Raw genomic sequence first — 14,750 nt, forward strand, 5'->3', positions numbered from 1 at the left:
GTAGGGGCCGCAGCACACTGTCTTAAGGAATGTGACCTCTCTAACTCGTTTCCACTACTTTTGCATGTTGTTATACCAAAGTCAACCGTAAAGGTGGTGCACCTCACCCGGAAAATAAAAAACCCTGTTCAGCTGCGCTCTCTGAACAGGGGGAAGGGGTGATACCCCGTGGTCAACCGCCGGTGGTGAACTGGTATTTGAACTCATCGGAGCGGTGCATGGCCAGGCGGTAGCCACCGGGCGCGCCACCGTTGGTGATGAACATGGTCTCGATCGCCAGCAGGGGGCTGCCCACCGCCACATCGAGATGGCCAGCCGTCTCCTCGGTGGCGGCGGTGGCCCAGGCCTCATTGTCCGACCGCGTCAGGGCGATGCCGAAATTACGTTCCAGGAGCTCGAAGGCCGATTCCTCACCCTCCAGGTCCTGCTGGGTGGGATTGAAATCCGCGGGGGTCCGCAGGTAGATCCGGGAATGCGCCACGGGAATATCCTCCGCCCAGATCAGGCGGACGAAATGGAGGAGTTTCTCCTCCTTTGGCAGTCCCAGCCGTTCCTGAACATGTTCGGGTGGTATGACCCGTTTGAGTTCGGAGACCGCAGTCGAGGTTTTGAGTCCCTGTTCGGTTAAATGCTGGTAGAGCGCGCCGGGGCGGACATTCGCGCCACGTTCAATGCGTCGGCCGGGTACGGGGAAGGTGCCCTTGCCCTGTTTGCGGTAGACGTAACCCTCGTCGGCCAGATCGCGCAGCGCCTGCCGGATCGGGGCCCGGCTGACACCGAAGCGTTCCAGCAGCTGCGCCTCGGTCATGGGGATTGCCGGATCCATCGAACCGTCGGTGATCTCGGAACGGAGGATCTCCCTGATCTGCCGGTAGAGGGGTACCCCGGTGCTGGGGTCCAGCTCGTGCTGGGCTGTGGTCATGGATCCTCCCGGAAATCTAGATAAAGCAATTTATTATAATAATCCTGCATGTGGGGAAGGGTGGAGTCAACTTTCTGCAGTGACCCACACCATATAGTGGCCCACGTCCGGGCGGGTGTGGTGCTATTGCGGGATATATCCGCACAGATAACCCCGACCGGGGGAGCTATTGTCAGTTCACCGCGGCCGGGGTCGGGTACCGCTGTTCTACGGCTGGTTCACCACCACCCTGGTGCGATTGCGCAGGGTGGTGGAGGTGGAGAAGATCAGAGCGCCGAGGAGCCCGACGGCCGCGAAGGCGAAGAAGCCCCACGGGTAGGCAATGCCCATGCCGACCAGGATGCCACCGAGCAGTGGTCCGGAGATGGCACCCAGTCGCCCGATACCGGCGGAGAAGCCCATGGCGGTCGCACGGATCTGGGAGGGGTGGTTCTCACCGGTGAAGGCGTAGATGAGGACCTGGGAGCTGAAGACGAACACGCCGGTGAGGAACACCACCACATACAGACCCACCAGGGGCATGCGCACGGCGAGCAGCGCCAGGAACACAGCGGAGATCACGAACCAGATCAGTGCGGTCTTGCGGGGGGAGTGGATATCGGCGACCCGGCCGGCGATGAGCAGTCCGACCACAGCCCCGATGTTGAGCACCATGAGGAAACCGAGGGAGTTGCCCATGTCGTAATCGGCCTGGCGCATGATCTGTGGCAGCCAGGTGTTCAGGCCGTAGACCAGCAGCAGACCCATGAAGGAGGTGCCCCAGATGGCGATGGTGTTACGGCGGAACGTCGGCTTGAACAGGGCGGACAGGGAGGCGGATTCGCTGATCTCCTGCTTGTGCTCCCGGTCGAGGTCATCATCCAGGCTCAGCCCGTAGGCGGTGGCGATCTCGCGGGCCTTCTCCGCCCTGCCGGTGGACAGCAGGAACTGGGGGGATTCCGGCAGGAGGAAGTACAACAGCGGCACCAGAACCAATCCCGGGATGGCGCCGGCGATGAACATGGAATGCCACCCGAGTGGTTCGATGAGCAGGATGCCCAGGAACGCGGTGGCGACCGCACCCACGTGGTAACCGGTCATCAGGGTGGTGGAGGCGGAACCGGCCTTGGTGCCCGGGCGGAACTCGGTCACCATGGCGATCGCGGTGGGCAGGGCACCACCCAGTCCCACGCCGGCGAGGAAACGCCACAGCGTGAACAGGGTGATATCCGAGGTGAAGGCCAGCAGCAGGGTAAACACGGAGAAGACCGCGACGGAGAAGATCATCACGCGACGTCGGCCCAGTTTGTCCGTGAGGAAGCCGATGGTCAACGCGCCGATCATCATGCCGACCAAGCCGAGAGTGGAAATCTGGGTGGCATGTGCAGCGTCAAGATCCCAGGAGGTGTCCTGGAGCATGGCGGGGATGGTGGCACCGAGGACAACGAGATCGAAGCCGTCCAGGACGATGGCGAACCAGAGTAGTGCCAACACCACCCCGACACTGCGGGTGGGCGCCGGGGTGGTGGGTGTTGTGTGTGTGGTGGTCACGGGCGGGTTCCTCTTGCGGGATAGATTGGGTGGGGGTCAGTAATCGAAACGGGGCAGATCGCGGCCCACGTACTGCTCGGCCAGGTAGCGCTGACCGGCCTCGGATTCGAGGACGGAGCGCAGCTCGGCGAAGCGACGCTGGGTGGCGAAGTGGTCCTCACCTGGAACCGCGTGCAGCATGGAACTCATCCAGTAGGAGAAGTGCTGTGCCTTCCAGATGCGGGGGACGGCGAGGCGGGTGTAGTCGTCGAGAAGCCCGGTGTCGTTGCGCTTGATCGCGCGGGTCAGCGCCGGCGCGAGCACGGAGACATCAGCCACGGCCAGGTTGAGGCCCTTGGCGCCGGTGGGCGGGACGGTGTGGGCGGCGTCGCCGGCCAGGAAGAGGCGGCCCTTCTGCATCGGCTCGGTGACCGCGGAGCGGAACCGCAGCACGGCCTTGTCGAAGATCCTCCCCTCGGAGACGGTGATGCCGGGGGAGTCGGCGCGCAGGTGCAGCTGCTCCCAGATGCGGTCATCCGACCACATCTCCGGGGTGTCATCGGGGTTGCACTGGAGGTAGTAGCGCTGGACGGTGTCAGTGCGCGTGGAGATGAGCGCGAAACCCTCGGGGTGGGTGGCGTAGATGAGTTCCTTCTGGGTTTTCGGTGCTTCGACGAGGATGCCGAACCAGGCGTAGGGGTACTCGTGGCGGGCGCGGATGCCGCCACCATCGGTGATGATCTTTCGGTAGGGGGAGTTGGAACCGTCGGCGGCGATGACATAATCGGCGGCCAGCTGCTGGGTCGCGCCATCGACACCGGTGTAGGTGATCCTGGCCTTGTTCTCCCGCGCATCACCCTCGAAGTCCTCCACGGAGTCCACGGTGGTCTCGAACAGGAGCTCCCCGCCGTCCTCGATGCGCTTGGCGATGAAGTCCTTGAGGTATTCATGCTGCGGGTAGATGGCCACCTTGTGGCCGGTCAGTTCCGTCAGCGGGATGCGGATGTTTTCGTTGTTGATGGCGATGTCGATGGCTTCATCGTGGTCGGCCTCGCGTTCCATGCGCTCACCCACACCGGTTTCCCGCATGAGGTTGAGGGTGCCTTGCTCGAGGATGCCGGCGCGGACCGTCTCCTCGACATCCCGCCGGGAGCGGCTTTCAAACACGACGGATTCAATGCCCTGCAGGTGCAGGAGATGGGCCAGGGTCAGTCCGGCCGGTCCTGCACCGATGATGGCTACTGGTACGTGGTTCATGGAAGGCTCCTTCAGATGGGGTGAGCTGTCCGGCGGGTATCCGGCAGCGGATGCAATAGTCGGTGTGCGCCCGATAACCTCTGTGGATGGTTGGTGATATGGATCTCAAAGTAGGCAACTGCAGGGGTGATGGCAATATTGCGGGCACATGTTCGCAGGGTGAACGAGGTGTGGGTACCTGAATCGGACCCGGCCTGCATAATTGCCCCGCCGTTTCACTGGCCAAGGGTGTAGCTAGGGGTGTTCATGAGGGGTGCTGGCGATGGTGTACCACGTCGACAGGCATGCCCACCAGCCAACCCAGGCGGTATTGGACAACTACCCAGGTCCGTGGACTACCATGTAGGAGCACTAATTCGATATTGCACGGGTGTCCGGTGAAAGTCCGGGCTGAGAGGTGGCACAGCCACAACCGTTGAACCTGATCCGGGTAATGCCGGCGATAGGGAGGAAACATGACTGATACACGTCTGCCATCAAGCGGGGAGACCGGTGCATCCACCGGCAGGTCACCACAGACCCGATACACCTGGCGGGTCATCGACATTGTCATCGCCGCGGTCCTGGGCGTGGCCTGCGGCCTGATCTTCGTGGTATGGAATTCCATCGGTTACGCCTGGTTCACCGCTTTCGATGCGCTGACACCGGGCCTGGGTGGTCTGGCCGTCGGCATCTGGCTGCTCGGTGGTGTGCTCGGTGGTCTCATCATCCGCAAACCCGGCGCGGCGCTGTTTGTCGAGGTCATTGCGGCTTCGGTGTCCGCGGCACTGGCCTCGCAGTGGGGCATTGAGACCCTGTACTCCGGCATCGCGCAGGGGCTCGGCGCGGAACTGGTCTTCGCGCTGTTCATGTACCGGCGTTTCACCCTACCAGTAGCCATCCTCGCCGGGATGGGTGCCGGTGTGGGGGCCTACATCCTGGAGGCGTTTCTCAGCGCCTACTTCGCCATGTCGCTGGCCTTCAACATCATCTACTTCAGCTGCCTGATGGTCTCCGGCGCGCTGCTGGCCGGTGTGGTCAGCTTCTACCTGGTTCGCGCCCTGGCCAGGACCGGTGCGCTGGACCGGTTCGCCGCCGGCCGTGAACTGCACAGGGAGGTTTGAGCGTACCCATGACCACCACCATGGGTACCCAGGTGACGGTTCGTGATTTCGGTTACCGTCATGCCTCGCGGAAGAAACCCGCCTTCAGCAACATCACTCTTGATATCGCGCCGGGCGAGCGGGTTCTGCTCACCGGTGATTCCGGTTCGGGTAAATCAACCCTGCTCGCCGCGCTGGCCGGCGTGCTCGGTGATGATACGGAAGGGCAGACGTACGGTTCCCTGCTTGTCGACGCCTTCTCCACCGGCCTCGTTCTCCAGGACCCCGATTCCCAGGTCATCGCCTCCCGGGTCGGTGATGATGTCGCCTTCGGCTGCGAGAACCTCGGCATCCCGCGGGAGGAGATCTGGCCACGCGTGGAACAGGCTCTGGACATGGTCGGTCTCGACCTGCCACTGGACCATCCCACCCGGCACCTCTCCGGTGGACAGAAACAACGCCTGGCGCTGGCCGGTGTCATCGCCATGGGTGCCCGGCTCATCCTGCTGGATGAACCCACCGCCAACCTTGATCCCGCTGGTCAGCGCGAGGTCGTCGAGGCCGTCAACCGTGTGGTGGATGCCACTGGTGCCACCCTCATCGTCGTGGAGCACCGCCATCAGCTGTGGTCGGGGATCGTTGACCGTATCCTGCGCCTGGATGAGGGCGGAGTCCGGGACATCCACGCTGATGACCTGGCCTCACCCACCGGTCTGCCTACCCGCCGGGAGGCCGGGACGCCCGCCCTGGTCTCTGCAGATCAGCTGCTGACACAGTGGGGACCGCCCCGTTCCTTCCACATCCCGGAGGGTGCCTCCACCGTGATCACCGGTGCGAACGGTTCCGGCAAGACCACCTTGGCGCTGACCATCGGTGGTCTCATCCCACCCCGCTCGGGGCACCTGGATCTGGCAGACACCCTCCGGCGTGGTCTTGACCGGCAGCCCCACCAGTGGCGTTCGGCGGATCTCGCACGCCGGATCGGCACGGTGTTCCAGGATCCGGAGCACCAGTTCGTCGCCCGTACCGTACGTGAGGAGATCGAGGTCGGCCCCAGGGTCATGTCAGGAAAACGCCGCGGCACCGTGGACCCGGACAGCGCGCGCCGCATCGAGGAGCTGTTGGACCGGTTGCGTCTGCGCCATCTGGAGCACGCCAATCCGTTCACCCTCTCCGGTGGGGAGAAACGCCGGTTGTCGGTGGCCACCGCCCTGGTTGCCGCCCCGGACCTGCTCATCCTGGATGAACCGACCTTCGGCCAGGATCCGGTGACCTTCCGGGAGCTGGTGTGGATGCTGCGGGATCTCGCTGATTCCGGTACCACCATAGTCTCCGTCACCCACGACCCTGATTTCATCGCAGCATTGGGGGACCACCACGTGGAGGTGGGTGTCCGGTGAACCTCATCAGCAATATCAACCCCGTCACCCGCATCCTGGCAGTGATCGCACTGACCACCCCGCTGCTGATCAGTGTGGATGTGGTCTCCGCGGCGATCGCCCTGGCCGCCACCATCTTGTTGTCCCCACTGGTGGGGGTCAGCTGGCGGCAGCTGCTGAAACGTGGCTGGCCCCTGCTGGTCATCGCGCCGATAGCGTCGGTGTCCATGGCCCTCTACGGCCGGCCCGAGGGTGAGGTGTACTTCAGTTTCCTCCTGGCGCAGGTTACGGACAACTCATTGTCGCTGGCACTGGCCATCGGGGTGCGTGTGCTGGCGGTCGGATTGCCGGTGGTGGTGCTCATCTCCCGGGTGGACCCCACGGACCTGGGGGATGGCCTCGCACAGGTGGCACGACTGCCGGAGCGGTTCGTCATCGGCGCGGTCGCCGGGGGACGCCTGGTGTCACTGTTCCGCGATGACTGGTCCTCCATGTCACGGTCCCGCCGCGCCCGGGGCATCGCCGACCAGGGCCGGATCCGCCACTTTGTCACCATGGCCTTCGGGCTGCTGGTGCTCTCCCTGCGTCGCGGCGCCAAACTGGCCACCGCGATGGAGGCCCGCGGGTTCGGCCGCCGTCCCGACCGCACCTGGGCGCGCGCGTCCACCGTGGGGCTTGTCGACGCCGCCGTGATCCTCGTCTGCCTGCTCATCTCCGTCACCGCGGTCACCGTGTCCATCCAGACCGGTTACTTCAGGTTCCTGGGGACATGATCATCATCCTCATCGACGGACAGTCTGGTTCCGGCAAGACCACCCTGGCCAGACAACTGGCTACCGAGACAGGTTTCCAGCTGGTCCATCTGGAGGATTTCTACCCCGGCTGGTCGGGGCTCGCCGAGGCCAGCCGCATGGTGGTCACCGATGTACTGCACCCCACCCGACCCGGTTTCTGGCGATGGGACTGGGACCGGGACCGTCGGGGTGAGTGGGTGGACATCCGTCCGCGCGCGAGTCTGATCATCGAGGGATGTGGGGCGGTGACGGAGGCGTCGATAAGCACCGCTGCAACGTTGGGGACCGTGATCACCGTGCGGATGACCGGCCCGGAGGACACCCGCCGACAGCGCGCACTGGCGCGCGATCCGGGCTACGCACCCTGGTGGGAGATGTGGGCCGCCCAGGAGTGCGAACACTTCGCCGGACCCGGGGATGTGCCCGTTGACCACGTGTTAGGGTGGTCGTGATCGCGGGACGACCCGCGCATCAAGTACCGGATGGGGACGGCCCCGCCTGATCTTTCAACGAGGTTGAACACATGCCGTCCACACGTCTGGATGTCACTGATATCGCGCGCATCATCGTCGGCTGGGCGGCCGTTGCGCTCTTTCTTCTCACGGCCCTGCCCGGCCCGCCTCTGCTCCTGCTCACCGTCATCATCGCGGTGATCCTGTTCAGTTCCTTCGGGGTGGTGAAACAGGCGGAACGGCTGGCGGTCATCCTCGGTGACCCCTACGGCTCACTGGTGCTGACCCTGTCCATCGTCACCATCGAGGTCATCCTCATCGTCGCGGTGATGCTGGGGCCGGGGGAATCCACCACCATCGCCCGCGACTCGGTCATGTCGGTGTCCATGATCATCATGGCCCTGGTGGTGGGGGTGTCCTTCCTCGTCGGTGGAGTGCGCCACGGGTCGCTCGCCCACAACGGAACCGGGGCCCAGACCTACCTGGTGATGATCCTCATGCTGTCGGTGCTGGCCTTCGCCGTGCCCGCGGTGCTCGGTGTGGCAGGGCAGTATCAGCCCGCGCACGCGGTGCCCGTTGCGGTGGCCACCATTGCGCTCTACGGGTTCTTCCTGAAGCAACAGACCGGTGCCCGGGCCGGGGATTTCCAGGATTCCGTCGCGGCACCACCCACCGGACCGGCCTTCCGCGGTGAGGTGCTCTTCCGTGCCGTGGTGCTGGTGGTGACCGTCCTGCCGATCGTCTGGCTCTCCCATGACATGGCCGGACTGATGGACACCGTCCTCGCCGACCTCGGAGCCCCCGCCGCGTTGGCGGGCCTGGTGATCGCCATGATCGTGTTCACCCCGGAGACCCTGACCACCGTGCGGGCGGCCTGGGGGGCGGAAACCCAGCGGGTGATCAACCTCGCCCACGGTGCCCTGGTGTCCACCCTCGGTCTGACCATCCCGTCCGTGCTGATCATCGGGGCTGTCACCGGGCAGGTGGTCGTCCTCGCCGAGAACCCCGTCAACCTGCTGGTCCTCGGGACCACCATCGCCTCGACGGGCATCATCTTCACCGCCCGCCGGATCACCGCCATCCACGGTGCGGTGCTGCTGATGGTCTTCGGCGTGTACCTGCTGGCGCTGCTGGGTTAGGAGGCCGGGTCAGGAGGCTTTTCTGCGGTCCGGGGTAGCCTGGGGCGCATGACTACACCGACTACTCCAACTGCAGAACCAGTACAGAACCTTGACTGGAGCTCCTGGCAACGGGTGCTCGTCGTCGTGGCCCACCCGGACGACCCGGAATACGGACTATCCGCGGCGGTACACACCTGGACCACCGCCGGGGTGGAAGTCTCCTACCTGCTGCTCACCCACGGTGAGGCCGGGATCCAGGGCATGGACCCGGCGGAGGTCGGACCCCTGCGGGCCGAGGAGCAGCGTCGTGCCTGCGAGTGCGTGGGTGTGAGCGACCTGGTCATCCTCGACCACCCCGATTCCATGCTGGTCTACAACCTCGAACTGCGCCGGGACATCGCCCGGGAGATACGCCGGCGTCGTCCCGACGTGGTCATTCTCACCAACTTCGATGTGGAGGCCTACGGCGGACTCAACCAGGCCGATCACCGGGTGGCGGGTCTGGCCACCATCGACGCCACCCGTGACGCCGCGAACCCGTGGGCGCAGCGCGAGCTCCTCGACGACGAGGGACTGGAACCCTGGAGCACCTCGCAGCTCCTGGTCGCCGGTGTGCCCAACCCCACCCACTATGTCGGGGTGGCCCGGGACTCGGTGGAGGCCGGGGTGGCGTCCCTATGCGCCCACGACGAATACCTCAAGGCACTGCCGGATCACCCCGTGCCCCATGAATTCATCCCGGAGATGCTGCGCGACGGCGCCGGGCTGGTGGGGGATGAGGATCTGGAGTGCGCGGTGACCTTCCGGGTGTTCGACGTCTAGGAGAAATCCCCGGGCGGTCAGGGACTGGTCAGGTAGTTCTTCAGGTAACCGCCGGTCAGGGTGTCCGAGCTGATCAGTTCGGCCGGGGTGCCCTCGAACACAATCGTGCCGCCGTCGGAACCCGCACCGGGGCCCACCTCGATGATGTGATCCGCATGGGCCAGCACAGCCAGGTGATGCTCCACCACGATCACGGTCTTGCCCGCATCCACCAGGGAATCGAAGAGGTTCAGCAGGGTCCGGACATCCGCCAGGTGCAGGCCCGTGGTGGGTTCATCCAGGATAAAGGTGGTGGCCTTCTCCGCCAGGTGGGTGGCCAGCTTCAGACGCTGGCGTTCACCGCCGGACAGCGTGGACAGTGGCTGCCCCAGGGTGAGATACCCCAGTCCCACCGCCACCAGACGTCGAAGAATGGTGACCGCGGCCGGGACCGTCGACTCCGGGGCACTGAAGAACTCCAGGGCCTCCACCGCGGGCATCGCCAGCACCTCGGCGATATTCCTCCCACCGAGGTGGTGTTCCAGCACCGCCTCATCAAAACGCCGTCCCTCACACACCTCACAGGGGGAGGACACCCCGGCCACCATACCCAGATCCATGGTGATCACACCGGTGCCATGGCAGTTCGGGCATGCCCCTTCCGAGTTGGCGGAGAACAACGCCGGTTTCACCCCGTTGACCTTGGCGAAGGCCTTCCGGATCGGGTCCAGCATGCCGGTGTAGGTGGCAGGGTTGGACCGGGTGGACCCCTGGATGGAGGTCTGGTCCACCAGCACCAGGGACTCATCACGGGGGATGGCATGAACCAGGGAGGACTTGCCGGATCCCGCCACGCCACTGATCACGGTGAGCACCCCGAGGGGGATGTCCACATCCACATCGCGCAGGTTGTTGCGGTCCGCCCCGCGGATCGGCAGGTGGCCTGTGGGGGAGTGTGTCGACGTCTTCAGCATCGCCCGGTCGTGGAAGTGACGTCCGGTCACGGTATCGGATGCCTCCAGTCCAGCGACGGTGCCTTCGAACTGGATCTCACCTCCCGCGCCACCCGCCCCGGGACCCAGGTCCACGACATGATCCGCGATGGCGATGGTCTCCGGTTTATGCTCCACCACCAGCACGGTGTTGCCCTTGTCCCGCAGATCCAGCAGGAGCCGGTTCAACCGTTCAATGTCATGGGCGTGCAGACCCGCGGTGGGTTCGTCGAAGACATAGGTGACATCGGTCAGGGGTGAACCCAGGTGCCGGACCATCCTGGTGCGCTGCGCCTCACCGCCGGACAGGGTGGCAACCGGGCGGTCCAGCTGTAGGTAGCCCAACCCGATGGCCACGAAATTGTCCAGGGTCTGAGACAACCCGCGCATCAGGGGGGCCACGGACCGCGCATCCACCCGGTCGATCCACCGCGCCAGGTCACGGATCTCCAGGGCACACAGCTCCGCAATGTTGAGACCGTTGATCCGGGACTCCAGGGCATGCCGGGCCAGGCGCGTCCCCCCACACTCCGGGCAGGCGATGAAGGTCACCGCCCGGTCCACGAACTCACCGATGTGCTTCTGCATCCCGGAACGTTCCTTGGACAACATGGATTTGGTGATTTTCGGGATCAATCCCTCATAGGTGACATTGATGCCGTTGAACTTAATCTTCATCGGCTCCTGGTGGTACAGGGCGTGGCGCTGGTCATCGGTGAACTGCGCAACCGGAATATCCGCCGGGTACAGACCGGATTCGGCGTAACCGCGCATGCTCCAGGAACCGGCCTTGTACCCCGGTATGAGCAGCGCACCGTCGTTGAGGGAGAGGGACTCATCCACCAGCTGCGCCGGATCGATGTCAGAGATCCGCCCCATGCCCTCACACCGCGGGCACATGCCACCGGTGCGGGTGAACTCCACCTTCTCCCTCTTGCCACCGGCCCTGCTGAACCCACCCGACGCACTGATGGAGGGCACATTGAAGGAGTAGGCACCCGGGCCGCCGGCGGCCGGTTCCGCCAGGCGGGAGAAGAGGATCCGCAGCATGGCTGTGGCGTCTGTGGCCGTTCCGACCGTGGACCGTGGATTCGCCCCCATCGGTTCCTGTCCCACGACGATGGCGGTGGTCAGCCCCTCCAGGAGATCCACATCCGGGCGAGCGGCCGCAGGCATGAAACCCTGCACGAAGGCGCTGTAGGTCTCATTGATCAGGCGCTGCGATTCCGCGGCGATGGTGCCGAAGACGAGGGAGGATTTACCCGACCCCGACACGCCCGTGAACACGGTCACGCGGCGTTTCGGGATAGCCAGTGAGATATTTTTCAGGTTGTTCTCCCGGGCCCCGTGCACCCGGATCATGTCATGGGAATCAGCCATCTGCATGGAGCAGAGTGTATAGAGAAAACACCTGCCGGGGACCTGTGATTTACCGATGGGGTGGGGTGCGGGGGCAGCGCACGGTGGGACCTAAACCGCAGGTAAGCCGGGAGAAACCGGGTTGGCGTGGGGTTGATGCCGGGTATGTGAGCCCCGGGGAACGGGGTCTGCCTACGATGGTGGCATGGCTACGACTCATTTTGATGGTACTGATACCCCGACCTCCGGTGACCTCCCCGCGGTGGGCGACACCCTTCCCGACTTCACCGTCGTCGACACCAACCTCGGCGAGGTGTCCCTGGCGGACCTCAAGGGCAAGAAGCTCGTCCTCAACATCTTCCCCTCCGTGGACACCGGCCTGTGCGCCGAATCTGTGCGCAGGTTCAATGCCGAGGCCGCAGGTCTGGACAACACCACCGTGCTGTGCGTGTCCAAGGACCTCCCCTTCGCCCTGGGACGTTTCTGTGGCGCCGAGGGCCTGGACAATGTCACCGCCGCCTCCGCATTCCGTTCCACCTTCGGTGAGGATTACGGCGTGGTGCTGGAGGGCTCCCCGCTCAAGGGCCTGCTGGCACGCAGCGTCATCGTCGCCGATGAGGACGGTAAGGTCATCTACACCCAGCTGGTCGATGAGATCAAGACCGAACCTGATTACGCCTCGGCCATCAAGGCCCTGGGTTAATCCGCCTCAACACACCTGACTGATTCACCACACAGGGCCTGACCCCGGGCACCGGTTCCATTGGACACCGGCACCCCTGGGGTCAGGCCCTCGACTATGTCCCGGTGGTGCTTACTGCTGCGTGATGCCGGTGTCCCCGGGTGGTGACTGCTCCCCGGTCGATGGGGCGGGCGTCACCTCCTCCTGCACGGTTAGCTCCGCCAGAGGATCTTCAGGAGCCGGGGTGGTGGGAACCGTGGGCGAGGTGGTGTCCGGGACCGCCGGAGCGAATCCCTGTGGGTCCTGCGGATCCTTCACATCCCGTGTGTCCAGTGGGTCCGGGGAAGTGTTGGTTTGCGGGGGATCCACGACAGGCGGCTCCTCCGGCCAGACGGGGACCTCAAAATCCGGCGCATCGATGGGGCCGGGCAGGAATACCCGATTGGGCAGTTGTGGGGTATCCGGGACGGGCAGGGTGATGGTGACGGTGTCCGGAAGCGCCGGATTCCGGGGCACCAGAGGTACGGAGGGCACCGGGGGCACCGGGGGCACCAACGGCGCGGGGAGTGTGGGGGCGCTCGGCCGCGGTGGGGTGTCGGCGGTTGGTGGCAATGGCTGGACAGTGTCCGGCGAGACAACCTCCGCGCCCCCGGCCCAGATCAACGGAGCGGATGCATCCGGGGACCAGCTGGAGGTCTCCCGGGGGAGTGCTCCCTGGTCTGCGGGTGTGGTCAGTGTCGGTGTGACCGACGGGGCAGATGAGAGGATATCCTGCCCGCCGGTTGACGGACGCGGGGTACCCGGACGATCGGCTCGGCTTGCGGGCTTGGTGGGGCTGGTGGGGTCGGCTGGTTGCCCGTCCGCGAGGGTGGACAGGAGATCCCGTGGGTGGGGGAAGGGCGACAGGGTGGTGCTCTGGGCACTGACGGTCGAGTTCAGCCTCGTGTCAGTGTCTTGGAAGATACCGACCGACGCGAAGGTGACGGACGGTATCAGGACGCTCAGGGCCAATGGCAGCGTCATCTCCCACCGGCGCGGTTGTTTCCGCACGGTGGTGTCATACTTCCTGCAGCCCATGATCCACAGGCCCAGGACACCGAAGACCACGCTGATACCCAACAGCCCCACCGTGCCCCGGGGACTGAGACCCCCGGAGACGGTGAGGACGAAGCTCAGGATGGCCAGGAGGATCAGGGCCAGCGGGGCGTAGCGACGCAGACCTGCCACCATGGTGTGGTTGCGGGTCGGGGTGGGGTTCGGCACACGTTCATGACACCTGATGAACTGCTGCAATCCCGCCCGGTAGAGCAGAGGGTTGCGCTGGTAGGGCACCAGCAGCGACATCGGGTTGTGGCGCAGGCGGAGATCCTCCCTGCGCCAGAGGGGGAAGGCCAGGGCATTGATGTGGAGCGAGATGGTGTCATCATCGTGTCGTTCCACACACCCGCGGGCCACGGGGATGAACCCGTCTTTCACCGCGGTCTGGACAGCACCGCGGAGGGCATCAGCTGCATCGAGGTCCAGGATGCCGCATTCCCTCCCGTCGAGGTAGACGAAGATGATCTCGTCCATGACACGCAGCTCGACCAGCACCCGGCTTTCGTCCTGGATGTTTCTGAAGGGGGAGTACCGGGTTGGTTCAACCCGCCACATCGATCCGTCAGGCAGCAGGGCCCAGGGATTGGTGGGCGGGTTGTTGAAGGGAACACCACCGTCGGAGATATACAGGGAGATGTGGGCCAGTGGCTGTTCCGCCGGGGTGAGGACCAGTTTGCACGTGGGGATCAGGCCGGAGGCGTAGACGCGGGCGATCTGGGAGTCGGACACCACCGTGGGATCGGGCAGGGTACCCACCACGGTCGTGCCGACGACCACGGAGACGGTTTCTCCACCATTGGTGGGGATCAGCAGGGACTCCAGCACGGTCTGTGGGGCTGCCGGGTCCGCCAGCTTCCGCACCGCTGCCTCGTTGAGGTTCTCCAACGCGATGTCGTGGATGAACGGCCGGGTGTCCGGGTGGTCCGAGATGAGGAGACGGTAGTAACGGTCCCGGGAGCTGTCGATCACGAAATCCGGTGTCGCTGTCTTGACGGTGTTGGGCACGTTGCGGTCGGCTCCTCTCTTAACTTCTCCGCTGGGATGATGCGGCGATGAAACGGCGATGAAGCGCTGGGGTGGCAGTGCAGTTCATCATCCGGAGGGGCCGGAACCCGTAGTGCTGCCCTGGATAACCACTGGGCTTCTAGGCTTTTATAATAGTCCGGAAATTTCACGCACAAAGTTCCCTCAGCCTAGATGATTGAGTCCAGAGCGTGTCAAGTTTTTTGTGTGTGGGGCTCCCGGATTTAAAAGTTAAAGGTAAGCCTCAAAGCGGTCTGGGAACGCCACAGACATCTGATT

General features: G+C 64.6%; 12 protein-coding genes and 1 riboswitch. Of the genes, 7 read left to right on the forward strand and 5 right to left on the reverse strand.

From position 1 onward, the window contains the following. Window positions 1-172 precede the first annotated feature (172 nt). From H9627_RS11400 to H9627_RS11410, 3 genes are all read right to left on the reverse strand, one after another. Window positions 173-922, reverse strand: coding sequence for a GntR family transcriptional regulator (locus tag H9627_RS11400; RefSeq protein WP_191734160.1), 750 nt, complete (start codon window positions 920-922; stop codon window positions 173-175). Between the two features lie 207 nt (window positions 923-1,129). Continuing rightward, entirely contained in the window at window positions 1,130-2,452 is a 1,323-nt protein-coding gene (locus H9627_RS11405) for an MFS transporter (protein ID WP_191734161.1), read from the reverse strand. Window positions 2,453-2,488: 36 nt separating this feature from the next. Next, window positions 2,489-3,688: a 4-hydroxybenzoate 3-monooxygenase gene (locus H9627_RS11410; RefSeq protein ID WP_191734162.1), complete on the reverse strand. Its 1,200-nt coding sequence runs from the start codon at window positions 3,686-3,688 to the stop codon at window positions 2,489-2,491. A 356-nt stretch (window positions 3,689-4,044) separates the two neighbouring features. Beyond that, a riboswitch (TPP riboswitch) is annotated at window positions 4,045-4,154 on the forward strand. Here H9627_RS11410 and H9627_RS11415 point away from each other — a divergent pair. The 6 genes from H9627_RS11415 to H9627_RS11440 all read left to right on the forward strand — a co-directional run bounded on the left by H9627_RS11415 (window position 4,144) and on the right by H9627_RS11440 (window position 9,338). Then, on the forward strand, window positions 4,144-4,791 hold the full coding sequence (locus H9627_RS11415; protein ID WP_225213788.1) for an ECF transporter S component: 648 nt from the start codon (window positions 4,144-4,146) through the stop codon (window positions 4,789-4,791). Its footprint overlaps the riboswitch before it by 11 nt. An 8-nt stretch (window positions 4,792-4,799) precedes the next feature. Further along, window positions 4,800-6,170: an ABC transporter ATP-binding protein gene (locus H9627_RS11420; protein ID WP_191734163.1), complete on the forward strand. Its 1,371-nt coding sequence runs from the start codon at window positions 4,800-4,802 to the stop codon at window positions 6,168-6,170. Continuing rightward, window positions 6,167-6,922 carry an energy-coupling factor transporter transmembrane component T family protein gene (locus tag H9627_RS11425; protein WP_191734164.1) on the forward strand — a complete coding sequence of 252 codons (756 nt, stop codon included), beginning with the start codon at window positions 6,167-6,169 and terminating at the stop codon, window positions 6,920-6,922. Before H9627_RS11420 ends, H9627_RS11425 begins: the two co-directional genes overlap by 4 nt. Continuing rightward, the gene (locus H9627_RS11430) at window positions 6,919-7,395 is read left to right on the forward strand and encodes a nucleoside/nucleotide kinase family protein (protein ID WP_191734165.1); all 477 of its coding nucleotides are present in this window, start codon (window positions 6,919-6,921) and stop codon (window positions 7,393-7,395) included. Before H9627_RS11425 ends, H9627_RS11430 begins: the two co-directional genes overlap by 4 nt. 71 nt (window positions 7,396-7,466) lie before the next feature. Continuing rightward, window positions 7,467-8,534 carry a calcium:proton antiporter gene (locus tag H9627_RS11435; protein ID WP_191734166.1) on the forward strand — a complete coding sequence of 356 codons (1,068 nt, stop codon included), beginning with the start codon at window positions 7,467-7,469 and terminating at the stop codon, window positions 8,532-8,534. A 48-nt stretch (window positions 8,535-8,582) separates the two neighbouring features. Continuing rightward, window positions 8,583-9,338 (forward strand): PIG-L deacetylase family protein, encoded by a 756-nt coding sequence (locus tag H9627_RS11440; RefSeq protein ID WP_225213789.1) that lies wholly within the window; start codon window positions 8,583-8,585, stop codon window positions 9,336-9,338. Between the two features lie 17 nt (window positions 9,339-9,355). On the opposite strand, the gene H9627_RS11445 is transcribed toward H9627_RS11440, so the two are convergent. Continuing rightward, on the reverse strand, window positions 9,356-11,695 hold the full coding sequence (locus H9627_RS11445) for an ATP-binding cassette domain-containing protein (RefSeq protein ID WP_191734167.1): 2,340 nt from the start codon (window positions 11,693-11,695) through the stop codon (window positions 9,356-9,358). A 178-nt stretch (window positions 11,696-11,873) separates the two neighbouring features. On the opposite strand from H9627_RS11445, the gene tpx reads away from it, so the two are divergent. Beyond that, window positions 11,874-12,371 carry a thiol peroxidase gene (tpx, locus tag H9627_RS11450; RefSeq protein WP_191734168.1) on the forward strand — a complete coding sequence of 166 codons (498 nt, stop codon included), beginning with the start codon at window positions 11,874-11,876 and terminating at the stop codon, window positions 12,369-12,371. Window positions 12,372-12,482: 111 nt separating this feature from the next. Here tpx and H9627_RS11455 read toward each other — a convergent pair whose 3' ends face one another. Then, the gene (locus H9627_RS11455; RefSeq protein WP_318247786.1) at window positions 12,483-14,453 is read right to left on the reverse strand and encodes a hypothetical protein; all 1,971 of its coding nucleotides are present in this window, start codon (window positions 14,451-14,453) and stop codon (window positions 12,483-12,485) included. Between the last annotated feature and the right edge of the window lie 297 nt (window positions 14,454-14,750).

Origin of the sequence: Corynebacterium gallinarum, from assembly GCF_014837045.1 — a bacterium.
Taxonomy (GTDB): Bacteria; Actinomycetota; Actinomycetes; order Mycobacteriales; family Mycobacteriaceae; genus Corynebacterium; species Corynebacterium gallinarum.